The 22,866-nt window shown below is 73.2% G+C and carries 19 protein-coding genes; 13 read left to right on the forward strand and 6 right to left on the reverse strand.

Annotated elements, in window-relative coordinates:
• Positions 1-25 precede the first annotated feature (25 nt).
• Positions 26-1,693, reverse strand: a complete 1,668-nt coding sequence (locus ACWAT2_RS05435) for an HAD family hydrolase (RefSeq protein WP_402373757.1) — start codon at positions 1,691-1,693, stop codon at positions 26-28.
• A gap of 155 nt (positions 1,694-1,848) precedes the next feature.
• Here ACWAT2_RS05435 and ACWAT2_RS05440 point away from each other — a divergent pair, with 155 nt between their 5' ends.
• Positions 1,849-2,829: a LacI family DNA-binding transcriptional regulator gene (locus tag ACWAT2_RS05440; protein WP_402373760.1), complete on the forward strand. Its 981-nt coding sequence runs from the start codon at positions 1,849-1,851 to the stop codon at positions 2,827-2,829.
• A gap of 86 nt (positions 2,830-2,915) precedes the next feature.
• On the opposite strand, the gene ACWAT2_RS05445 is transcribed toward ACWAT2_RS05440, so the two are convergent.
• The gene (locus ACWAT2_RS05445; RefSeq protein ID WP_402373763.1) at positions 2,916-4,496 is read right to left on the reverse strand and encodes a glycoside hydrolase family 10 protein; all 1,581 of its coding nucleotides are present in this window, start codon (positions 4,494-4,496) and stop codon (positions 2,916-2,918) included.
• A gap of 386 nt (positions 4,497-4,882) precedes the next feature.
• Positions 4,883-5,404 carry a DinB family protein gene (locus tag ACWAT2_RS05450; RefSeq protein ID WP_402373765.1) on the reverse strand — a complete coding sequence of 174 codons (522 nt, stop codon included), beginning with the start codon at positions 5,402-5,404 and terminating at the stop codon, positions 4,883-4,885.
• 115 nt (positions 5,405-5,519) lie between these two features.
• Here ACWAT2_RS05450 and ACWAT2_RS05455 point away from each other — a divergent pair, with 115 nt between their 5' ends.
• The 3 genes from ACWAT2_RS05455 to ACWAT2_RS05465 all read left to right on the forward strand — a co-directional run bounded on the left by ACWAT2_RS05455 (position 5,520) and on the right by ACWAT2_RS05465 (position 8,895).
• Positions 5,520-6,626, forward strand: a complete 1,107-nt coding sequence (locus ACWAT2_RS05455; RefSeq protein ID WP_402373768.1) for a hypothetical protein — start codon at positions 5,520-5,522, stop codon at positions 6,624-6,626.
• A 152-nt stretch (positions 6,627-6,778) separates the two neighbouring features.
• Positions 6,779-7,306, forward strand: coding sequence for a hypothetical protein (locus ACWAT2_RS05460; protein ID WP_402373770.1), 528 nt, complete (start codon positions 6,779-6,781; stop codon positions 7,304-7,306).
• Positions 7,303-8,895 carry a DUF7059 domain-containing protein gene (locus ACWAT2_RS05465; RefSeq protein WP_402373772.1) on the forward strand — a complete coding sequence of 531 codons (1,593 nt, stop codon included), beginning with the start codon at positions 7,303-7,305 and terminating at the stop codon, positions 8,893-8,895. Before ACWAT2_RS05460 ends, ACWAT2_RS05465 begins: the two co-directional genes overlap by 4 nt.
• Positions 8,896-8,913: 18 nt before the next feature.
• Here ACWAT2_RS05465 and ACWAT2_RS05470 read toward each other — a convergent pair whose 3' ends face one another.
• Positions 8,914-9,675 (reverse strand): alpha/beta hydrolase family protein, encoded by a 762-nt coding sequence (locus ACWAT2_RS05470; protein WP_402373775.1) that lies wholly within the window; start codon positions 9,673-9,675, stop codon positions 8,914-8,916.
• A gap of 133 nt (positions 9,676-9,808) precedes the next feature.
• Between ACWAT2_RS05470 and ACWAT2_RS05475 the strand changes: the two genes are divergently transcribed.
• Genes ACWAT2_RS05475 through ACWAT2_RS05485 form a run of 3 tightly spaced genes read left to right on the forward strand, consistent with a single transcriptional unit; the run spans position 9,809 to position 12,132 of the window.
• On the forward strand, positions 9,809-10,762 hold the full coding sequence (locus ACWAT2_RS05475; RefSeq protein WP_402373777.1) for a LysR family transcriptional regulator: 954 nt from the start codon (positions 9,809-9,811) through the stop codon (positions 10,760-10,762).
• Positions 10,763-10,805: 43 nt separating this feature from the next.
• Entirely contained in the window at positions 10,806-11,750 is a 945-nt protein-coding gene (locus ACWAT2_RS05480) for a CAP domain-containing protein (RefSeq protein WP_402373780.1), read from the forward strand.
• A 46-nt stretch (positions 11,751-11,796) separates the two neighbouring features.
• Positions 11,797-12,132, forward strand: a complete 336-nt coding sequence (locus ACWAT2_RS05485; protein ID WP_402373782.1) for a YnfA family protein — start codon at positions 11,797-11,799, stop codon at positions 12,130-12,132.
• A 6-nt stretch (positions 12,133-12,138) separates the two neighbouring features.
• On the opposite strand, the gene ACWAT2_RS05490 is transcribed toward ACWAT2_RS05485, so the two are convergent.
• Entirely contained in the window at positions 12,139-12,507 is a 369-nt protein-coding gene (locus ACWAT2_RS05490; protein ID WP_402373784.1) for an SdpI family protein, read from the reverse strand.
• Between the two features lie 104 nt (positions 12,508-12,611).
• Here ACWAT2_RS05490 and ACWAT2_RS05495 point away from each other — a divergent pair, with 104 nt between their 5' ends.
• Positions 12,612-14,318, forward strand: coding sequence for an HNH endonuclease signature motif containing protein (locus ACWAT2_RS05495; RefSeq protein ID WP_402373786.1), 1,707 nt, complete (start codon positions 12,612-12,614; stop codon positions 14,316-14,318).
• A 156-nt stretch (positions 14,319-14,474) separates the two neighbouring features.
• Here ACWAT2_RS05495 and ACWAT2_RS05500 read toward each other — a convergent pair whose 3' ends face one another.
• Complete coding sequence (locus tag ACWAT2_RS05500; RefSeq protein ID WP_402373789.1) at positions 14,475-15,503, reverse strand: serine hydrolase domain-containing protein; 1,029 nt, start codon at positions 15,501-15,503, stop codon at positions 14,475-14,477.
• A gap of 96 nt (positions 15,504-15,599) precedes the next feature.
• Between ACWAT2_RS05500 and ACWAT2_RS05505 the strand changes: the two genes are divergently transcribed.
• The 5 genes from ACWAT2_RS05505 to ACWAT2_RS05525 all read left to right on the forward strand — a co-directional run bounded on the left by ACWAT2_RS05505 (position 15,600) and on the right by ACWAT2_RS05525 (position 22,842).
• Positions 15,600-16,649 carry a phosphatase PAP2 family protein gene (locus tag ACWAT2_RS05505; protein ID WP_402373791.1) on the forward strand — a complete coding sequence of 350 codons (1,050 nt, stop codon included), beginning with the start codon at positions 15,600-15,602 and terminating at the stop codon, positions 16,647-16,649.
• 158 nt (positions 16,650-16,807) lie between these two features.
• The gene (locus tag ACWAT2_RS05510) at positions 16,808-18,856 is read left to right on the forward strand and encodes a beta-galactosidase (RefSeq protein ID WP_402373794.1); all 2,049 of its coding nucleotides are present in this window, start codon (positions 16,808-16,810) and stop codon (positions 18,854-18,856) included.
• 126 nt (positions 18,857-18,982) lie between these two features.
• Positions 18,983-20,242 (forward strand): sugar ABC transporter substrate-binding protein, encoded by a 1,260-nt coding sequence (locus tag ACWAT2_RS05515; protein WP_402373795.1) that lies wholly within the window; start codon positions 18,983-18,985, stop codon positions 20,240-20,242.
• 90 nt (positions 20,243-20,332) lie between these two features.
• Complete coding sequence (locus ACWAT2_RS05520) at positions 20,333-21,928, forward strand: ABC transporter permease subunit (protein ID WP_402373797.1); 1,596 nt, start codon at positions 20,333-20,335, stop codon at positions 21,926-21,928.
• On the forward strand, positions 21,928-22,842 hold the full coding sequence (locus ACWAT2_RS05525; protein ID WP_402373799.1) for a sugar ABC transporter permease: 915 nt from the start codon (positions 21,928-21,930) through the stop codon (positions 22,840-22,842). The genes ACWAT2_RS05520 and ACWAT2_RS05525 overlap by 1 nt, the downstream gene beginning before the upstream one ends.
• The last annotated feature ends 24 nt before the right edge of the window (positions 22,843-22,866 follow it).

Consider the following 22,866-nt stretch of genomic DNA (forward strand, 5'->3'; position numbering starts at 1 on the left):
CAGGGCGACCGGCGGGTGCCGGCGATCAGGGGGTCGCGGCGTGGGTGCGCAGCAGGGACACGACGTCGGTCATGCCCGCCGCGAGGTGGTCGGGCCGGAGCGGGTCGTCGGCGCCGAGAGCGTCGAGCGTCGCGTCGGGTGTGGCACCACCACGGACCACGACGACGGTCCCGACGCCGGCTGCACGGGCGGCGGCGACGTCGCGGTGCGGCTTGTCGCCGACGAACACCGCGCGGGCACCGTCGACGCCGAGCGCGGCCAGCGCGGTGCGGACGGTGGTGGGGTCGGGCTTGCGGAGCCCGAGCTCGTCGGAGTAGACGTGCGCGCCGATCAGGTCGTCGAGGCCGTGCTCGACGAGCTCGGAGCGCACGGCCCGCCCGCACACCGTGTTGGAGACGACGGCGACGGGGATGCCGGCGTCGCGCGCCTCGGCCAGCAGCTCGCGCACGCCGGGTCGCACCGTGGGGGTGGACTTGGTCCGGGCGTAGTCGACCATGAGGGCGTGCGCCTCGGCGCGCAGCCAGTACCGCACCGCCGGGCCATGGTGGTCGAGCAGCGGTCCGACGAGCTCCACCCAGAACGTCGTCGCGTCGATCTCCGGGACGGTGGTCCCGCCGTCGTACGCGTTCTTCCAGCCCTTGTGCGCGGCGCGCGCCCTCTCCAGGACCTGCGCTGCCTCGTCGGTGGCGGTCGGGTACCCGGCGGCGCTGAGCCCGGCCGCAAGGCGGGCGGCGAACGCGCGCCGCGTGGCGTCGTCGGGCCGGGAGACGGCGATGACCCCGCCGTGGTCGAGCAGCAGCGCGCTGACGGGACGCTCGGCTGCGGACGACGGCGGGACCGGCGGCCGGCCTGGGGCGCCCGGCTGCGAGCGCGCCAACAGCTCGACGAGCCCGCTGGGGTCCTCCAGGACGACGTCGGGCTGCTCGGCGACGGGGAACGGCGGCCGGTCGGTGTGGTGGTCACGGGTGAGGATCACCGCGCCGGTGCCCGCGCGGCGTCCGGCGACGACGTCGCGGTCGAACGTGTCGCCGACGTACCAGCAGCGCTCCGGAGTGGTGCCCAGTGCGCGGGCGGCCAGCTCGATCATGCCCGGGTGCGGCTTGCGGATCCCGACCTCGTCCGAGTACACCTGCACGGCGAAGGCGCCGGCGAGGCCGTGCTCGGCGAGGATCGCGCGGTGCGCGCGGCCCGAGTGGGCGTTGGAGACGATCCCGACCGGGACGCCGAGGTCGCGGGCGGCGTCCAGCAGCTCGCGCACGCCGGGTCGCACGGTGTGGTCGGTGAGGGTGCGGGTCATCGTCTCCTGGAGCTGGCCCGCCGACCCGGCGAGCACCTCCCGCTCGGGGGCCGGCAGGGGAGAGCCGTAGAACTCGCGCCAGATGGTGCGGTGGTCCAGCTCGGTGGGCGCCAGCAGCCGGGACGAGGCGTTCTTCCAGTCCTTGAGGGCCTTCTTGCCGCCGCGCAGCACCGGCAGGAGCTCCGCCGCGGAGCGCTGGTGCCCGGCGCGGGCGAGCGTCGCGGAGACGTGCTCGGCCATCGCGTCCAGCCCGCCGGGGCGCTTGCTCGTGGTGAGCACGACGCCGCCGAAGTCGAGCAGGAGCGCGGTGGGCCGGGTGCGCAGGGCAGCGGGGAGCTCGGGCACGGCGGGCAGGGTCTCGGGGCGCGGAGCCTCAGGGCTGGGGGCGATCGTCACGACGGCGACGCTAGGGACGGGCGTCGACGCGGCGGCGTCGTGCGGGTGGCGGCACGGTGAACGACGACGGAACTTCTGGAACGTTCCAGATGGGGGCGCGCCGCACACCGGGCTCCCTTGCACGACATCGGGCCCGGCCGGTGCAGGATGAGTCCGTGCCCGCCGCCTCAGCCCGCTCCCGACCTACCCTGCTCGACGTCGCCGCCGCCGCCGGGGTGTCGAAGTCCCTCGTCTCGCTGGCCATGCGGGGCGACCCCGGCGTCTCCGAGCGGACGCGGGAACGCATCCTCGTCGTCGCCGACCAGGTCGGCTACCGGCCGTCGCTGACGGCACGCACCCTCAAGCAGGGACGGTCCATGCTGCTCGGCGCCGTCATCTCGAGCCTGGACAACCCGTACCACACGGAGATCGTCGCGTCGGTCGAGGCCGCCGCCGAGGAAGCCGGGCTGTCCGTGGTCCTCGCGCACGGTTCGCGCGATCGCGGACGTCTCGCAGACCGCGTCCAGCAGCTCCTCGACCTCGGCGTCGACGGGCTCGTCGTCGTGTCGTCGTGGGTGCCCGAGGAGGTGCTCGCGGCGGCCGCGCGGCGTGCGCCGGTGGTGATGGTCGGCCGCACGGCAGCGCCCGTGGTCGGCGTCGACTCCGTGAACAACGACGACGAGCAGGGCGCGGCGCTCGTCGTCGACCACCTCGTGGCGCGGGGGCACACACGCATCGCGCACGTGACGTCGTCGACCCGTCCGGCCGGGGTCGCCCGGCGCCGCGGGTACGAGGCGGCGATGCACGCCGCCGGGCTCGCCGACCGCGTGCAGGTCGTCGAGCCGAGTCCGGCGGCGCTCGACGCGCTGCTCGACGACGGCACCACCGCCGTGTTCGCCCGCAACGACGTCGAGGCGGTCGACGCGCTGGACCACGCGCTCGACGCCGGGCTGCGCGTCCCGGCCGACCTCGCCGTCGTCGGCTACGACGACACGATGCTCGCTCGCCGGGCACGGCCTTCGCTGACCAGCGTGCAGCAGCAGCGGGAGGTCATGGGCGCGCAGGCGGTGGCGCTCCTCGGGCAGCGGCTCGCGGGGCGTACCGCCGACGTCCACGAGGTCCTGGAGGCGCGCCTCGTGGTGCGTGCCTCGAGCTGACGGACCAGTCGGGAACGACGAGATCCCCGCTTCCGGGGTGCCTGTGCGGCACCCCGGAAGCGGGGATCAAGGGGTCGGTCAGTCCGTCAGGCGGTGGTGCAGGTCGCCGTCGGGGCCGAGGTGTTGCCGTTGGAGTACAGCGTGATGCCGAAGCTGTCTCCGTTGCCGTTCGGTGTGGCGGTCAGCGTTCCGGTGGAGCCGGAGACGTCGGCGTTCCAGGAGTTCTGGAGCGACTGGCCGGAACCGAGGTTGATCGTCACGGTCCAGTCGTCGGCGTCGGCGACCTCGAAGGTCGTGTTGAACCGGTCGCCCCACTCGTCGGTCTTCGTCACCGAGACCGTGCAGTCGTCGGCCGCCGGGGTGTCGCCGTCGCTGGACGAGCAGCTGGCGGTCGGCGTGGAGGTGTTGCCGTTCGAGTACAGAGTGATCCCGAAGGCGTTGCCGTTGCCGTTGGGCGTGGCGGTCAGCGTTCCGCTGGTGCCGGAGACGTCGGCGTTCCAGGAATTCTGGAGGGACTGGCCGGATCCGGTGTTGATGGTCACGACCCAGTCGTCCGCGCCGGAGACCTCGAAGGTGGTGTTGAACCGGTCGCCCCAGGACTCGCCGGAGGAGACGGTGACCGTGCAGGAGCCGTCGCCCGGGTCACCGGGGTCACCGGGGTCGCCCGGGTTGCCGGCGCCGTTGTCGCCCTCGTACGCGTTGCCGTCACCGCTGTTGAGCTGGTCCAGCACGTAGTTGTAGGCCTGCTTCTTGTTGCCGTTGCCGTCGAACAGCAGCGGGGTGCCCTGCGCACGCCACGAGTCGGTGTCCCGCACGCCCCACACGGTGATACCGGCGCAGCGAGTGACCGCCATGCAGGCCTGGGTCACGCCGCGGAACTGCTCCGCCTGCGAGGTGCCGGAACCCTCGATATCGAGCTCGGTGATCTGCACGTCGACGCCGAGGTCGGCGAAGTTCTGCAGGGTCTCGTGGTAGTTGCTGGGCACCGGGTTGCCCGAGTTGAAGTGGGCCTGGAAGCCGACGCAGTCGATCGGCACGCCACGGGACTTGAAGTCCGCGACCATGTTGTACACGGCCTGGGTCTTGGCGTGGTTCCAGTCGTCGGTGTTGTAGTCGTTGTAGCAGAGCCGCGCGTTGGGGTCCGCCTCGCGGGCCGCGTAGAAGGCCGCCTCGATCCAGTCGTTACCGGTGCGCTGCAGGTTGGAGTCGCGGCGGGCGCCGGACGAGCCGTCCGCGAACGCCTCGTTCACGACGTCCCACGAGTGGATCTTGCCCTCGAAGTGCTCGGCCACCCTGGTGACGTGGTTGAGCATCGCGTTGCGGAGCTGCTGGCCCTCCATGTTCTGCATCCAGCCGGGCTGCTGCGAGTGCCACGCCAGCGTGTGGCCGCGCACCTGCTTGCCGTTGCTGATCGCCCAGTCGACCATCTGGTCGGCGGTGCTGAAGTTGAACTGGCCCTGCTGCGGCTCGAGGGCGTCGAGCTTCATCTCGTTCTCGGCCGAGATCATGTCGAACTCGGTGTTGGCGATGTTCATGTACTGCTGGTCGTTCATCCGGCTGGCCGCGATCGCGGTGCCGAAGTAGCGGTTGGACTCGTCGGCGGCCTCGTGCAGCGTGGAGCCGGCGGCCTGTGCGGCGCCGATGCCGATGCCGGTCGACATCACCATGGCGGCGAGGGTGGCGAGTGCCCCTGTCCGCCGTGCGGCCTTGGCTCGCGAGGATGGTGCTCGGGTCATCATTGATCCTGTTCTCCCGGGACGAGCCTCCGTTGGCCCGCCGTGCGAAAAGGTTTTCGATGACAACGTTAGTGGCCATGGTCGATGTTGGCAATCGTTTTCGACGATCGGTCGACCAGGCGCCCGGCGACAGTTGCCGCAGGAATACCTGCTGATCAGGGGCTCGTGCACCCGCTGAGACAGTGTCTCAGCTATCTCGACACGGGCGCCGGGCGACCGTGCGGAGCCGCGCGGTCACCGCATTGAATCCTTATAGCGTGATGACTGCTCGGCGGCGCGTCGGGAGACCTCTTGCGCGCCGTCCGCCCCGGGTCTCCTCAGAGCCCGGTGCGCCCGTCGATGCACTCCCGCAGCAGGTCCGCGTGACCCATGTGGCGGGCGTACTCCTCCACCATGTGGATGATGACGTCACGCACCTCGACGGTGCCGCCGTCGAACGGCACCTCGCGGCCGAGCTCCTCGTGGACCATCTGCTCGTCGGCGGCGTCCACGGCGGCGTGCCACGCCTCCCAGGCGTCGTCGGCGCACTCCTCGGTGGGGTAGACCTCGTCGAAGTCGACGTCCACGGCGCGCGGGCGCTCGAACGGCCCGGGCGCCGAGGTGCCCTGGAGCACCCGCGTGAACCAGTGGTGCTCAGCGTTCGCGAGGTGGCGCACGAGGCCCAGCAGGGACAGGTTCGACGGCGGCACGCTCCGCCGGGAGAGCTGCTCGGCGTCCAGACCCTCGCACTTCATGACGAGGGTCATGCGGTACCGGCAGAGGTACTCCCAGAGGGTCTCCTTCTCACCGACCGGGTCGATGCCGGTCGCCCGCGGATCCTGCTCAGGGGGGACCCACATGCCCGTCATGGTTGCGCTCACTCGCACAATCTGGCCGTCGGGGGGTGCCCGGGTCAAGGGCGGGAAGACAACGATCTGGACACCTTCGGAGCGTCATTGGGTAGCCTTCGCCAACATGAGGCGGAGCAGAGCGGACGACGAGGCGCTGCCGCCCGCCGACGGTTCTTCCGTCGCCGCTGGTCAGGCCGGTTTCCCGTTCGGTCCGGTGGCGGCGGGCGGGGTCGATGAACCTGCCCCGTGGGAGGCGCCGACTGCCGTCGACGGCGGCCTGCCGGCACCGCCCTGGGACGCGCCGGCCGCCGCACCGGCACCGCCCTGGGCGAGCTCCGCCGTCCCGACCGACGTCCCGGCGCTCGACGACGTCCTCGACGGCACGACGGACGTCGCCGGGACGTTCCGCGACAAGGACCGCAAGACCCGCAGGAAGAAGCAGTCCCGCCGCACGTCCCGGTCGCGCAAGCCGTCGGGTGCAGACCCGGTCGTCGGCGCCGCACCCGCCGCGACGCATGCCGCCCCGCCGGACGCCCCGGCGTCGGACGCCCGACTGTCGGGCACCCCCGCGCCGGACGCGCCGGACACGGCTCCGGACCCGGCGCCGTCCCGCCGGTCCCGCTCCTCTCGCCGCCCCGCGACCCGTCGAGGCGGCGAGCCGGCCGGGGGTGCCGCCGTCGTGCAGGACGTCACGACCCGCGCCCGCTCCGCGGCCATCTCGCTGCCGCGCCGGAAGGCCACGGGCCTCTTCGCGCGCAGGCCCACGCTCTTCGTCGCGACGGGCGTGGCGCTCGTGGCGGGGATCGGAGCCGCCGCCGGTGTCGACCTGATCCGTGGCGACGCGCAGGGCAGCTCCGACGTCGCGACCGCCGCCGTCGTGTCCCCGGAGGTGTGCGCGTCCGCCCAGGTCGCGTGGTCGCGTGCCGCGTCCGCGCAGGTCCAGATGGATGCGGAGTCGCCGAAGTCGCTGCGCACGGGGTTCGTCGGCGCGCGGGACAACCTGAGCAAGGTCGACCCTCCCGGCGCGGTCATCACCGACTGGGCCACCGTGCTGACGTACGTGACGGCGGCAGCCGACGCGGCGCAGGCCGCCGAGGACGACGAGGTCGAGGAGGCCGTCGCCGGTGCGCTGCAGCAGCACGACACCCAGGCGATGACCGCCGCGTCCCAGCGCATCACCGAGTACCTGGGCGCTGACTGCGCCGCTTCCGCGGTTCCTGACGCGCCCTGACGGCGCCCTGGCTCGTCCCCACGCGCGCCGACGCCCCCGACGCCCCCGACGCGCACCGACTCGTCCGGACTCGTCCGATCTGCCGCGTGAGACGCCTCACCGGGCGGCACCGCGATTTCCCGCGCGGACGACCGATAGGCCACCATGGTGGGATGCTGCCGCTCCGTCCGCGCACCCGCCGCACCGTCGTCGCCCTCGTGGTCGCGGTGTCCGCCGGGACGGTCGCGGGCGCCTGCGGCTCCTCCGAGGGGTCGCCGCAGGCGGCCTCCGAGCCGGCCCCCGCCATCTCGATCGAGTCCGACCTCTCGATGGGCGGAGGCGACGGCGCGTCCCCCTCCCCGTCGGTCGACGAGGAGTGCGTGGCGCTCCAGGAGGCCTGGGCCGAGACCAACCGCGCTCTGGCCGGGGTCGACGAGGAGCACCCGCGCCTGCTGGTCGCGGGGTTCCGCGAGGCGCACCGCTCCATCAGCTCGGTGGAGGACACGGCGGAGGTGCCGGGCTGGGACGGGATGACCGCCTACCTCGACAAGGCGGTCGGCGCGTTCGAGGACATCGACGCCGACGACGACCAGGCGGTCGCCTCGGCGATGACCCTGGCCGTCTCCGACGTGGACACGGCCCGGGCCACCACCGCGCACGCCTCGGTGACCGAGTACCTCGACGCCGGGTGCCGCGGATGACCTCTGCGCCCGCGCCGTCCGGGGACACCGGGCAGGTGGAGGCGCTGCGGTCGGCGCTGGAGACCTCCGGCTTCACCGTCGACGGCGTCGAGGACCTGCTGGGCGACGTCGCGTCGGCCGCGCTGCACCGAGAGCAGCCGCTGCCCGCCCGCCGCGTCGTGGCCGGGCTCCACGACGCGCGGGCGACGCTCACCTCGCTCTTCCTGCTCGGCGACGACGTCTCGCGGGCCGCGCTGGACGGCGCGCTGCCCGGGGTCGGGGCCGACGGCGCCGCACGGCTCGGGCTGGTCCGAGCGGCCGGCCAGGGCTCGGCCGATCCCGTCCGCGCCGTCGTCGACCTGCGCCCGTACGCCGCCACCGACGCGAGCGGGCCGGTCGCCTGGTGGCTCGCCAGCGATCTCGGCGAGGCGGTGACGGGACGCCGGCTCGCCGGTGACCACGTGCTGGGCGCCGGTGGTGCGGCGCTGACGCTGGCCCAGGTCACGGTGCGCGAGCAGGTCGGGCGGGTGCTGGACCTCGGCACGGGCTGCGGCATCCAGGCGCTGCACGCCGCTCGGCACGCGGACTCGGTCGTCGGCACGGACATCTCGCACCGTGCCCTGGCCTTCGCCCGCTTCAACGCGGCCCTGAACGTGCCCGGCGCCGACCTGACGCTGCGGCGCGGCTCGATGCTGGAGCCGGTCGCCGACGACCGGTTCGACCTGGTCGTCTCCAACCCGCCGTTCGTCATCACGCCGCGCACAGGCGCGCCGGGCGCCACCGTGGCCGAGGCGCTCGGCGACTTCGAGTACCGCGACGGCGGGCGGTCGGGCGACGACCTCGTGCGGGACCTCGTCACCGGTGTCGGGTCCGTCCTCGCCCCGGGCGGTGTGGCCCAGATGCTCGTGAACTGGGAGCACCGCCGCGGCGAGCCCTGGACGGAGCGCGTGGGTGCCTGGCTGGACGACTCCGGGCTGGACGGCTGGGTCATCGAGCGCGAGGTGCTCGACCCGGCGGAGTACGCCGAGACGTGGATCCGCGACGGGGGCACCACGGCCGCCCGGGAGCCGGGAGCCTGGACGGCGGCCTACGGCGCCTGGCTGGACGACTTCGCCTCCCGCGACGTCGAGGCCGTCGGCTTCGGCATCGTCACGTTGCGCCGGCCGGTGGCAGCGGCCGACGGCGGCACGGACGCCGGGCGCGTCACCTTGCGGCGGCTGGAGGAGCACCACGGGTCGCTGCGGCAGCCGCTCGGCGGGCACCTCGCGGCCTCGCTGGCCGCGCACGACTGGCTGGAGCGCCACGACGACCAGGCGCTGGCTGGCCAGCGCCTGGTCGTGGCGGGCGACGTCACCGAGGAGCGGTACCTCTCACCGGGTGCCACCGACCCGAACGTCATCGTGGTGCGGCAGGGCGACGGGCTGGGCCGCGGCGTGCAGGCCTCGACCGGCCTGGCGGCCTTCGTGGGCGTGTGCGACGGCGAGCTGACGGTCGGTCAGACCGTGGGTGCGCTGGCAGCGCTGCTGGACGTGCCGCCGTCGGACCTCGCGGCGGACCTGCTGCCCGCGGTGCGCGGGATGGTCCGCGACGGGTTCCTCGCGCCGGCCTGAGCGGCTGCCCGCCCGGGCTCAGGCCGGCGTGAGGTACGGGTCGGCCCACGCGCTGATGATGCGGCCCGCGCGCTGCGCCTGACCGGGCTTGGTCAGCAGGTGGTTCGAGCCCTCCAGCGAGACGAAGCTGCGGGGGTGTCGCGCGGCGCGGAAGATCTCGCTCGCGTTGTCGATCCCGACCATGTTGTCGGTGGGGGAGTGCATGACGAGAAGCGGCAGCCCGAGCTGCGGGATGCGGTGCTCGAGGTCGGCCTCGCGGACGTCCTCGACCATGCCGCGCTTGAGATTGAGGCGCTTGCCGCCGACCTGCCAGACGGCGTTGCCACTCTCGAGGACCTCGTCGACCAGCTCGTCGTAGTGGTGCTCGGCGTGGCTCGGGTCGAACGGCGCGCACGCGGTGACCACCGCCCGTGCGTCGGGGATCTCCGGCGCTGCCGCGATGGCGGCGGCGCCGCCCCAGGAGTGGCCCGCCACGAGGCTCACCGGCGTCCCGCGGGCGGCCATGAGCTCGGCCGCGAGCACCGTGTCCGCGACCTTCACCGTGAACGACCCGTCGCCCCAGTCTCCCTCGGAGTCGCCCAGCCCCAGGTTGTCGTAGCGCAGCATGCCGATGCCCTCGGACGCGAGCTGCTTGCAGATCCGTGCCGCTGCGGGGGAGTCCTTGCCCAGCGTGAAGCCGTGGACGAACAGTCCCCAGCCGCGCACGTCGCCCTCTGGCTCGTCGATGATCCCGGCCAGCCGGGGCCCGGTGCTGGACGCGAACGTCACGCGTTCCGCCATCGTGGTTCCTCTCGTCGGTACTGTGGGGAACAGTGTGCACACTGCCCGTGCCTGGAGCGCACCACGGCCGGTCCGGGGCCGATGTGACCAACGGGTCATCCCACGAATGCTCTGGCGGAGATATCTTCTCGGTATGGAGATCGACCTCCGGCACCTGAGGCTGGTGACCGTCGTCGCCGAGCAGGGCAGCGTCACGAAGGCGTCCGCTGCCCTCGGCATGGCGCAGCCGGCCCTGTCCGCACAGCTCAACCGCATCGACCAGGCCCTCGGCGGGCCCGTGTTCGTGCGCGACCGGCACGGGACGCGCACCACCCCGCTGGGCGAGCTCGTGCTGCGGCACGCGCGCGTCCTGCTGCCGGCCATGGAGGCCTTCCACGACGACGTACGCCGGCACGTGCTCGCCCGGCCCGACGCCGCCACGTCCCTGCGCGTGGGGACGGTCTCGACCGTCCTGGGCGGGATCTTCCTCAACCGCCTGCGCGCCGACCTCGCCGGGGTGAACGTCACGTCCTTCACGTCCTGGTCGGCGGACGCGGCGGCGGTGCGGCTGGCCGACGGCACGCTCGACATCGCGCTGGTCGGTGCGTGCGGCGACGCCGTCCTGCCCACCGACGGTGGTGTCGAGTGGACCCGGCTCCGCACGGACCCGGTGTTCGTGCTGCTGCCGGAGGACCACCGCCTCGCCGGCGACGACGAGGTGCCGCTGGGCGAGCTCGCGCAGGAGAACTGGCTGTCCGCCCCCGGCGACGGATGCTTCGAGCGGTGCTTCGTCGCCGCCTGCGCGCGCTCGGGGTTCACACCCCGGGAGGTCAGCGAGACCGAGCGCGCCTCCGCGGTCGAGCAGGTCAAGGGCGGGCACGCGATCGCGCTCGTGCAGCCGCTGCTGCTCGACCTGCCGGGTGTCCGGGCGGTCGCCCTCGAGGGCGAGCCGCTGCGCTGGACGCAGTACGTCGCCTGGCGAGGCGACGCCGGGGAACGTTTCGACGTGGACCGTGTCCGGGCGGCCGCCGTCTACGCCCACGCGGAGGCCGTGCGCCGCACTCCGGCGTACGAGCGATACGTGATCGCGCAGGGCTCGGCCCTGTAGCCGTGCCTTTCGCCCGGGGCGGCCGGGGCGCTACGGTTCCTGCGTGTCGCGTCGACGGAGACCCCGCAGCGGCCTGCGTCAGCTCGGTGCGCTCCTGGCCACCTTTGCCGTGGGCCTGGTCCTCGTGCTCGCGACGGCGCTGGTCGCGCCGGGAGCCCTCCGGATCAGCGACCACCTGGGTGGCGGCGCCCCGACGGTCATGGCGGTTGAGGCATCGCTGGAGCGCCCGGAGGCCGGGACCGATGGGGACGACGGCGGTGCACCGGACGGCAGTGGCGGCCCGGCCGGCGGAGCGGGTTCCGCGGACGGCGAGGTCGCGACCGACGGCGAGGGCTTCGTGGACGAGGACTCGGCGGACGGTGAGGACGCTGACTCGGACTCGGACTCGGGCTCCGACGCTGCCGACGCCGAGGACGCGCCGTCGGACGCCGGCGCACCACCTGCTGACGGGGAGGCTGCTGACGGCGACGGAACTGACGAGGACGGTGCCGACGGGGACGGCGCCGCCGGGGAGGACGCTGGCGGGGACGGCGCCGACCAGGGCGCCGACGGTGACGCCGACGGCGGGGCCGAGGTCAAGGCGGCCGGCAAGGCTGCCGGTGCCCGGACGGCCGCGAGCGAGGCCGACGGCGTCCTGGGGCTCGTCAACGCGGAGCGTGCTGCGGCGGGCTGTGGCGCCCTGCGCGCGGACTCTGCCCTGGACGCCCTGGCACTGGCCCACTCGCGGGACATGGCCGCCCGGGGATTCTTCGACCACGTGACACCCGACGGGCGGAGCCCGTGGGACCGTGCCGACGCCGCCGGGGTGGCGGGGCTCGGCGCGGAGAACATCGCTCGCGGGCAGGCGGACGCCCGGGCCGTCGTCGCGGCGTGGATGGCCAGCCCTGGGCACCGCGCCAACATCCTGAACTGCGACCTCACCCGGCACGGCCTGGGGATGGAGCCCGGCGCGGGCGGCCCGTGGTGGACCCAGGTGTTCGGACGCTGAGCGGAGCCCGACGCGCTGTGCCACCCGGTCCCGCAGGATGGTCATCATGAACACTGCCCGATCGATCGTCCTGTTCCTGGGAGCCGCACTGTTCGAGATCGGCGGCGCCTGGCTCGTGTGGCAAGGGTTCCGCGAGCACCGCGGATGGTTGTGGATCGGCGCGGGCGTGATCGCCCTGGGTCTGTACGGGTTCTTCGCGAGCCTCCAGCCCGACGCGCACTTCGGCCGCATCCTGGCCGCGTACGGCGGCGTGTTCGTGGCGGGCTCGCTGGTCTGGGGCATGGTGGTCGACGGCTTCCGGCCCGCCCGCTGGGACGTCACGGGGGCACTGATCTGCCTCGTCGGGGTGGCCGTCATCATGTACGCCCCGCGGCCGGCGTAGGGAGGTTCAGCCGTTGGAGCTCTTGGACACCTCGGTGGCTGCCCGGATGCCGACGCGGGCGCCGTAGAGCACGAACCCGAGCATCGCGAGGCCTCCCAGGAGCACCCCGGCCGCCAGCAGGGGAGTGGAGAGCGGGAGGAGCGCGAACACCGCGCTCGCCATCGAGGCGAACCCGGCGAGTCGTGTCGGTCGCTCGGCCCGGACGTGAGCCGCCAGCCAGGCTTCGTCGCTCGCCATCGTGCTCGGGACGCGGATCCCCGCGAGCTGGTTCCGCTTGAGGCGTCCCGACGCGGCGGCATGAGCCGACCAGACGAGGAGCACGCCGGAGGCCAGCATGACGACGAACAGCAGGATCCTCACGCCCAGGTCTTCCATCGTGAACGACCGTACCCGGCGTGGGCCACACCGACGGCGGGGAGAAGCGTGATCGTTCTCCACAGGGTATAGAACGCGTGTTCGAATCCTGCTAGGTTCGACACATGACGACGCAGCCCGCCAGCCCACCGAGCACCACGGCCACCGCCGTGGTGCGGCGGGCGTCCGCACCGGCGGACGTCGAGCTGTCACGGCTCGACGAGCTCCTCGACTCCCTGGCCGAGGTCCAGTCCGCGATCGGCGCCCTGGAGGGCCGCCGGGCGGTCCTGCTCGCCGAGGCAGCCCAGGTCGCCGAGCGCGCGGAGTCCCGTCTCGTGGACGACGGCGGTGCTGCGGCGCGCGCGACGTCCTCGCGTCGTCAGGAGCTCGCCCGCCGGGCGGTGGTCGCCGAGGTCGCGACCGTGCTGCACGTCGGTGAGCACGCTGCGGGCACGCTGTGCGACCACGCCGCTGCTCTGCGCACGAAGGCGCCGCGCACGCTCGCGCTGTTGTCGGCGGGGCGTTGCTCCTGGGCGCATGCCTCCCGCGTCGCCCGGCACGTCGCCGACCTGGACGACGCGGACGCGCGGCGCGTGGAGGAGGCCGTCGCCCCGGCGCTCGTGGCCAGCACACCGGGTCAGGTCGATGCCCGTGCCCGCCGCGCGCGGGAGGACGTCCACCCGGAGCCGGTCGAGGTGCGGCACGCCCGGGCCGCCGAGTCGCGCGGGGTCTACCTCGACGACGGTCGTGACGGGATGGCCTGGCTCTCGGCGCACCTGCCCGCGGTCGTGGCGCACGCCGCGTACGACAGGCTGCACCGTGCCGCGACGAGCCTGCGTGGCGAGGACGGCTCTCGTGGACGAAGCCACGGGATGGCCGACGCGTTCGCTGCGCTGCTGCTCGACGACGGCACGCTCGACCGCACCTGCCTGCCGCTCGCGCCTCCGCCGGCCGAGCGATGGTGGTCGGGATCCTCGCCGTCGCAGTCTCCGCCCCAGCAGGATTCCGTGGAGCGCGCGTCCCCGCGGCCGCGGTCCGAGCCCGGTGCCTCTGGGGAGCCTGTGACGCCCGGGGAGCCTGTGGCGTCTGCTGAGCCTTTGACGCCTGGAGCGGTCGGGGAGCTCGCGGTGTCCGGTGGGCTCGCGGTGTCCGGTGGGCCCGCGGTGTCCACGATTCCGTCGTTGGCCGCTCTTGCGCGGTCGATCCGGCCCCGCGTGACGGTGACCGTGCCGGTGCTGACCCTGCTGGGTGTGGCCGACATCCCGGCGGAGCTCGACGGGCACGGCCCGATCGGAGCCGACATCGCCCGCGAGCTGGCCGAGCTGGCGCCGTCGCTGCGCCGCGTGCTCACCCACCCCGAGACCGGGCTCGCGCTGTCGGTCGGGCGGGAGTCCTACACGGTGCCGTCCGGGCTGAGGGCGGCACTTGCCCGGCGCGACGCGACCTGCCGGTTCCCCGGTTGCGGTGTCGCCGCCGATCGCGCCGACCTCGATCACACCACCGACTGGGCCGACGGCGGAACCACCAGTGCGGACAATCTTGCTCACCTGTGCCGCAAGCATCATGTGCTCAAGCATCAGACGGGCTGGTCCGTACGCCGCGCCAGAGCTGTCCACGCCGACGGATCGGCCAGTGATCCACCCGGACTGGGCGGGACGCTGGAGTGGACGTCGCCGACGGGCAGACGGCACGTGACCCGGCCGGACGGGCGACCACCTGCCAGCATCCATCGCGTGCTGCCCGGGCCAGCGATCCCGCGGGAGCAGGAGCGTCCGATCCCGCCGGAGCCGGGACCTATGCTCCCGCCGGACCTTGGCGAGCCCCCGTTCTGAGCCCCGCGGTCCCGAGAGCAACGACCCAGATGCACGAAGGTCCTGAGCGGCGGCTCTGCGGCGCGGAGGTGCTGTGCGCCACGGCCCAGATGCACGAAGGTCCTGAGCGGCGGCTCTGCGCACCGTCGTCCCACGCGATGCCGACCCTGCCCGCGTTCAGCGGGACAGTGCCGCCAGCAGGCGGATTGCCGCCAGGGCCGCGCTCCGGCCGTGGTTGGTCAGGACGACGACGGCGTCGCCGGTGGCGGGCTGCAGGCACAGCGCGGAGCGGAACCCGCCGGTGCCGCCGCTGTGCCAGATCACCTGGTCGCGCCCGCGGCGTCGCTCGGCCTCCGTCGCGCTGCGCTGCCAGGCGAGCCCGATGCGGGGACCGTGCTCGGCCACGGCGAACCGCAGCGCCTCGCCGAGCTCGCCGGGTGGTGGGTCGAGGTGCCACCGTGCCCAGGTGAGGAGGTCGTCGGCCGTCGAGTGCAGCGCCCCGGCGCCGGGCAGCGCATCGAGGTTCCAGGCCGCGGCGGGCGTGCGCCGTCGGTGATGCCCGACGGCGGTACGAGCGGCTTGCTCGGCCGTCGCCGCGTCACTGGTGCCGGTGTCGGTGAGGCCGAGCGGGCCGGTGACGTCGCGGGCGACGAGCTCGGCATAGGTCAGCCCGGCGTGCCGCGCCAGGGCGATGCCGAGCAGACCGAAGCCGCTGTTCGAGTAGGCCTGCCGCCCGGTGCCGGGAGTGCGGCGGAGCCGGCCGGAGCGGATCGCGGCGAGGAGCGCCTCTTCCGAGTGGTTCCGGTAAGGATCCAGGCCGCGGTAGGCGTCGAGGGTGCCGCGCAGCATCGAGATGTGGACGCGCGGCAGGCCCGAGGTGTGGGTGGCGAGGTGCCGCAGGGTGACCGGTGTGCCGCCGCGCCCCAAGGGCGCGACCTCCGGGACGAGATCACCGACGGGCGTCTCCAGGTCCAGGCCCCCGGCGGTCACGGCACGGGCCAGCGCCAGAGCGGTGAAGGTCTTGGTGATCGAGCCGATCTCGAACCTCGTCCGCGCGTCCGGGGTGCCGCCGTCGGGCAGCGAGGTGCGGCCGGTGCCGCGTACCGTCGTCGTGCCGTCGGCCGCGAGGTGTCCGACGACGACGCCGACGCGCCGCCGGCCGAGGCGGTTCGCGGTGAGGTCGAGGATCTCGTCGGCGCCGGGCACGGCTCCACGATAGGGCCCGGGGACCGCGCACGGCTCGCCCGCGGACCGCACGGCTCGTCCACCGGTCCGCCACACGGAGCGGATACTGTGACCTGCGTGAACGGTGACACTCGTGAGCTCCCGGCAGCGGAGCCCCCAGCGGGCGCCGCACCGGTCGCGCCTGCCCCCGCGCGGGTGCGGCCCGCTCCCGCGGGCGGAGGCCGCACCCCGGTCGCGTCCGTGACGGCTCCCGCGCCGCGTGGCCGGCCAGGGACGCAGGCGACGGCCGTGGCGGTCGGCCTGCTCGCCGCGGTCGCCTTCTGGCTCACCTACCGGGTGTTCGTCACGACGGTTCCTGGGCAACGGCTCGACGAGCTCGCCTTCTTCGGCGCGGCCTACGGTCAGGGCCGGCTCTGGCAGGTGGCCGAGCCGGTGCTCGACGTGGTCTCCGTCGCGTTCGTCGTGGGCGGCATCGGCGCGGCCATGGTCGTGGCACTGGTCCGACGGCGGTGGGTGCTCGCCCTGCAGGTGGCCGTGCTGGTCGGTGGGGCGAACCTCACGACGCAGGTGCTCAAGCACCAGCTGCTCACCCGCCCGGACCTCCTGCCCGGCTGGAACGGGGAGAACACGCTGCCCAGCGGGCACACGACGGTCGCGGCGAGCGTGTCCGTGGCGATACTCCTCGCCACGCCCCGGGCGTGGCGCCCGGTCGTCACGGTGCTCGGGGCGGCGTACACGGGGGCCACGGGGGTGTCGACGCTCGTCGGGCAGTGGCACCGGCCGTCCGACGTCGTCGCCGCGCTGTTCGTCGTGCTGGCGTGGGGAGCGCTGGTCTGCGCCGTGACGCCCGCCGGCTCGCTCGACGTCGCGCCACGCCGCCGTCGCCTCCCGGCCGGGCTGCCGCGGCCGAACGCCTTCGCGTCGCCGGGGTCGTCCGTCCTCGTCGGGCTGCTGCTCCTGGGTGCGGCGATCACCGGCGGGATCGCGCTGGCCGCGGGCGTGCGGCTCGTCGGGGCGGGCACCGTGCCGATCGCCGAGGACGTCACGGCCTATGCGGCCGGGGTGCTGGGGGTGCTGGCCGCCACGGCGGCCACCTTCGCGCTCCTGCTGCTGGTGCGCCAGGCGACGGCCCGCCCCGCCGACGTAGCAGCGGGCCCGGCGACGTAGCGGCGGGTCCGGCGAGGTAGCAGCGGGCCCGGCCGTGCGCGGTCACAGTCGCGTAACGACGCTGCCTTCCTCTTGTCACCATACGGCGCGGTCGGCTTATGCTGTGACCGTTCACAGCATCGAGCGTCCCCACGGCGCGCAGGAGGATCCCCAGCGACATGGCAGTCACCGGCACCTGGCCCACGGGTCGCACCCTCGGCTACGGGGGTGACTACAACCCGGAGCAGTGGCCCCGCGAGACGTGGGACGAGGACGTGCGCCTGATGCGCGAGGCGGGCGTCAACTACGTCAGCGTCGGGATCTTCTCCTGGGTGCTGCTCGAGCCGCGCGAGGGCGAGTACGACTTCGCCTGGATGGACGAGCTTCTCGACCTGCTGCACGCGAACGGCATCATGGTCGACCTCGCCACCCCCACCGCCGCCCCGCCGGCCTGGTTCTACGCGACCTACCCCGACGCACGGGTGGTCACCCACGACGGCATCGCCCTCGGGCCAGGCTCCCGCGGGGCGGCCTCGCCGTCGCACCCCGCGTACCAGACCGCCGCACGCAACATCGCGAGCCGGATCGCCGAGCGCTATGCCGACCACCCCACCGTCGTCATGTGGCACGTCCACAACGAGTACGGCGCACCGGTCGGCGAGGACTTCTCCGACGCCGCGGTCGCCGCCTGGCGCGAGTGGCTCCGCGGCCGGTACGGCACGCTCGACGCGCTCAACGAGGCGTGGGGCACCCGGTTCTGGGGCCAGGTCTACGGCGAGTGGGAGCACGTCACCGCGCCGGGCCCGACGCCGTCGACCGTCAACCAGGCGCAGAAGCTCGACTACGCGCGGTTCACCGACCACCAGCTCCGCGCGCTGTTCACGGCGGAGCGCGACGCGATCCGCGAGCACTCCGACAAGCCGGTGACCACCAACTTCATGGCCGCCGAGTGCCCCACCACCGACCTGTGGGCCTGGGCGCGCGAGGTCGACGTCGTCTCCAACGACCACTACCTCACCGCTGCCGACCCGCGCGGCCACGTGGGCCTCGCCCTCGCCGCGGACCTCACGCGTTCGGTCGCCGGTGGCAAGCCGTGGATCCTCATGGAGCACTCCAGCTCCGCGGTGAACTGGCAGCCCCGCAACATCGCCAAGCGGCCGGGCGAGATGGCTCGCAACTCCCTCGCCCACGTGGCGCGGGGTGCCGACGTCGTCGGCTTCTTCCAGTGGCGCGCCTCCCGGTACGGTGCCGAGAAGTTCCACTCGGCGATGCTGCCGCACGCCGGCACCGGCTCGCGCGTGTGGCGCGAGGTGGTCGAGCTCGGGCGTCAGGTGGGGGCGCTGGCCGAGCTGCAGGGGTCCACGGTCTCGGCGGACGTCGCGCTGCTGTGGGACACGGAGTCGTTCTGGGCGCAGGACCAGGAGTGGCGCCCGTCGGTCGACGTGCGGCACAAGGAACGGGTGCGCGCGTACTACGAGCGCCTGTGGCGCGACGGCCTCACGGTCGACCTCGCGCACCCCGGCCAGGACCTGTCGGGCTACCGGATGGTCGTGGCCCCGGCGTCGTACCTGCTCACGGCGGAGGACGCCGCGAACCTGACGCGCTACGTGGCCGACGGCGGCACGCTGGTCGTGTCCTTCTTCTCCGGCATCGTGGACGCGCACGACGCCGTCCACCCCGGTGGGTACGCCGCGCCCCTGCGCGAGGTTCTCGGCCTGGGCGTCGACGAGTTCCTGCCGCTGCGCGAGGGCGAGGAGGTGACGCTCGCGTGGTCGCCGGGCGACGCCGCCGAGGCGCGCACCCTCGCTGCTGACGTGTGGGCCGAGGACCTGGCGCTCGACACGGCCGAGATCGTGGCGCGGCACCTCGACGGACCGGCGGCGGGCACCGCGGCGATCACCCGCAACGCGCACGGTGCCGGCCATGCCTGGTACGTCTCGACGCGCCTCGGGATCGAGGACCTCGCCCCGGTGCTGCGCGCGGCCTACGCCGACGCCGGCATCACGCCACCGGAGGTGGCCGAGGACGTCGAGGTCGTCGTCCGTCGGGGCGCCGAGGCGGACTACGTCGTGGCGATCAACCACACCGACGCCCCGGCCACTCTGCCGGGCGTCGCGGGCACCGAGCTGCTGGCCGGCGTGCCGGCCGGTCCAGAGCTCAAGATCCCCGCCGGCGGCGTCGCCGTCGTCCGGACCGCTCCTCGTGACGGAGGAGGTCCGGACCGCTGAACCCCCGCCGGGACCGGCTCGAGCCGGTCCCGGCCACCACCTCGAGAACCTGGGCGCCGCTCAGGTCGCAACGTCGCGATCCTCCTCCTGCGGAAGGCATCGCGGCCCCGTCCGGAAGGAAGAGCCATGCGCAAGACCACCTTGTCGGTCGCCGCGGTCGCGGCCGTCACCCTGCTCGCCACCGCGTGCAGCGGCGGCACCGAGCCCGCCGAGACCGAGACGTCCGAGCCCGCGGCCACCGAGGCCGCCCCGGAGGCGACCGGGAACCTCGTCATCTGGGTCGACGAGAACCGGCAGCCCGCCGTCGAGGCGGCGGCCGAGAGCTTCACCGCCGAGACCGGCGTCGAGATCGAGACGGTGGTGAAGAACTTCGAGGACATCCGGGCGGACTTCCTCGCCCAGGTCCCCACCGGTGAGGGCCCCGACCTCACCATCGGCGCGCACGACTGGCTGGGCTCGTTCATCGTCAACGGCGTCGTGGACACCGTCGACCTCGGCGGTCGCGAGGGTGAGTTCGAGGACGTCGCGGTCGAGGCCATGACCTATGACGGCCAGCTCTACGGCCTGCCCTACGCCCTGGAGTCGGTGGGACTCGTCCGCAACACCGAGCTCGCGCCGGACCCGGTGCCGGAGACCTTCGACGAGATGATCGCGCAGGGCCGGGACGCCGGGACCGACCTGCCGTTCGTCATCAACACCGGCGGGGCCGACGGTGACGGCTACGCCTACTACGCCTTCCAGACGTCGTTCGGCGCACCCGTCTTCACCCAGGAGGACGACGGCTCGTACACGACCGAGATCGGCATGGGTGGCGACGAGGGGTACGCCTTCGCCGAGTGGCTGGGCGAGAACGGGCAGGCCGGCGAAGGGGTGTTCAGCACCGACTGGACGCCCGACATCGCCGAGCAGGAGTTCGCCGACGGCAACGCCCCCTACACGGTCGCCGGGCCGTGGTCCATCGCTATGTTCACCGACGCGGGCATCGACGTCGCCGTGGAGCCGATCCCCTCCGCGGGCGGCGAGACGGCCGCTCCGTTCGTGGGCGTGCAGGGCTTCTACCTCTCGGCCCGGAGCGAGAACAAGCTGGTCGCCACGCAGTTCCTGACGAACTACATGGCCACGCCCGAGGCGATGCAGGCCCTGTACGACGCCGACCCGCGCCTGCCCGCGTTCGCCGAGACGGCCGAGGCCGTCGCCGAGGACCCGGTGGTCGCCGGATTCCTGGCCGCGGCGCAGAACGGCGCCCCCATGCCGTCGATCCCCGAGATGGGCGATGTGTGGGAGCACTGGAACGCTGCCGAGGCGGCGATCATCGCGGGTGACGCGGAGCCGCAGGAGGCGTGGGACAAGATGCTCGCCGACCTCGACGCGACGCTCACCAACTGACCCCCGGCCGTACAGGATGTCGAGCCCGGGACCACCGGTCTTCCCGGGCTCGACATCCTGTTCGGCCCTACCAGCTCGACCGGAGGACTGATGTCGATCGACAACGCCGTGGTGCGGGAGTCGCACGCCCGGGCCTGGGAGGGCACCGGCTGGGGCTTCGCCGTGAAGCTCGTGCTCATGGCGGCCGTCAACGCCGTCGGGCTGTACATCGCCTGGTCCGCGTGGGACGTCGAGCAGTGGGGCGTGCTGATCGGCTCGCTGGCACTGGTCGCCGTCGCCGACGTCGTGTACTTCTCGCGACGGCGCCTGGCCGGGAAGTACATCCTGCCGGGCCTGGTGTTCCTCCTGGTCTTCCAGGTCTTCACCATGGCCTACACCGTGTACGTCGCCACAACCAACTACGGGACCGGCCACAACAGCACCCAGGAGCAGGCGGTCGACGCCCTGCTCATCCAGAACGAGCGACCCGTCGAGGGGGCACCGACCTACCCGCTGACGATCGTCGAGGGGGAGGACGGGCCCGGTTTCGCCGTCGTCTCCGAGACCGGTCAGGTGCTGGTCGGCACCGCCGAGGACCCGCTGACGCCCGCCGACGGCGCCACGGTCGAGGGCGACCGCGTCACCTCCGTGCCGGGCCACGACGTCGTCGGCCTGCCGGCGCTGCTGGCCGACCCCGCGCTGCAGGAGGACGTCCTCGAGCTGCGGGTACCCGTCTCCGAGGACGCCGACGACGGCTCGTACCGCACCCGCGAGGGCACCCGGGCCACGGTGTACGCCTCGTCCCTGGACTGGGACCCGGAGGCGCAGACCATGACGGACGCCGTCACGGGGACCGTGTATGCGGCGAGCGACGACGGCGAGTTCGTCGCGGAGGACGGCAGCTCGCTCCCGGTGGGGTGGCGCGTCGGCGTCGGGTTCGAGAACTTCACGAAGGCGTTCACCGACACCAACTACTCGGGGCCGTTCTGGAAGATCACCGCGTGGACGTTCGCCTTCGCGTTCCTGACGGTGGCGACGAGCTTCCTGCTCGGGCTGGCTATCGCGCTGCTGTTCAACGACCGGCGGATCCGCGGCCGGACGGTGATGCGGACGCTGTTCATCCTCCCGTACGCCTTCCCGGCGTTCCTGTCCGCCCTGCTGTGGCGCGGCATGCTCAACTCGAACCCCGACTACGGGATCGTCAACAGCCTCTTCTTCTTCGGTCAGCGCATCGAGTGGCTCACCGACCCGACGCTCGCGAAGCTCGCGATCCTCGGCGTGAACCTGTGGCTGACCTTCCCGTACTTCTTCCTGGTCTGCACCGGCGCTCTCCAGTCGTTGCCGACGGACATCGAGGAGGCTGCCCGGATCGACGGCGCGAGCCGGTGGCGCCAGTTCCGCGCGATCCAGCTCCCCCTGCTCCTGATCTCGACGACGCCGCTGCTCATCGCGAGCTTCGCGTTCAACTTCAACAACTTCGTGATCATCTACATGCTCACGGGCGGCGGGCCACGGTTCACGGACACGTCGGCGCCGCTGGGCCACACCGACATCCTCATCACGATGATCTACCAGATCTCCGGCGTGCAGGGCGGCAGCGCCGACTACGGCCTGGCGAGCGCGTTGTCGATCATCGTCTTCGTCGTCGTCGGGCTGGTCTCGGCGCTCGCGTTCCGCCGCACCCGCAAGCACGAGGAGGTCCTGTGATGACCCGCACCGAGGGTGCCGCGGGCACCGTGTCCCCGCACCGCCCGGACGCCTCACGGATGACGGCGCGCCGCCGCCGATGGTGGCTGGAGGTCGGCTGGAAGTACCCGCTGGCCGCGCTGGTCGTCTTCTACGCCGCGTTCCCGCTGGCCTACGTGCTCTCCGCCTCGCTGGCGCCGTCGGGCACCCTGACCGGCAGCACGCAGCTGTTCCGGGAGATCTCGGGGCAGAACTTCGCGGCGCTCGGCGACACGAGGTTCTGGCAGTGGGCCGCCAACAGCCTCGTGATCGGGGTCAGCGTGGTCGTCGGTGCCGTGCTCATGGGTGCGGCCGCGGCGTACGCGTTCAGCCGGTTCCGGTTCACGGGGCGCCGGCTGTCGCTGACGTCGCTGCTGATCGTGCAGATGTTCCCGCAGATGCTGGCCTTCATCGCGATCTTCCTGCTGCTCGTCACGCTCGGCGACGCCGTGCCGATCCTGGGGCTGAACTCGAAGATCGCGCTGATCTGCGTGTACCTGGGCGGTGCGCTCGGCAGCAACACGTTCCTCATGTACGGGTTCTTCAACACGATCCCGCGCGAGCTGGACGAGGCCGCCAAGATCGACGGCGCCACGCACGCCCAGACGTACTGGACGATCATCCTGCGCCTGGTCACCCCGATCCTGGCGGTCGTCGCGCTGCTGACGTTCGTCGCGACGTTCGGCGACTTCATCCTGGCGCGCGTCGTGCTCACGTCCGAGCAGAACTGGACCCTCGCCGTCGGCATGTACGGCTGGGTCTCCGACCAGCTCAACGCGAACTGGGGCCTCTTCGCCGCCGGTGCCGTGCTGGCGAGCCTGCCGATCCTCGCCCTCTTCCTGTTCCTGCAGAAGTACATCGTGGGCGGGCTCACCGCGGGCTCCGTCAAGGGCTGACCACCGTCGATCGAGAGGAAGCAT

This window comes from Isoptericola sp. GX10416, assembly GCF_056590155.1.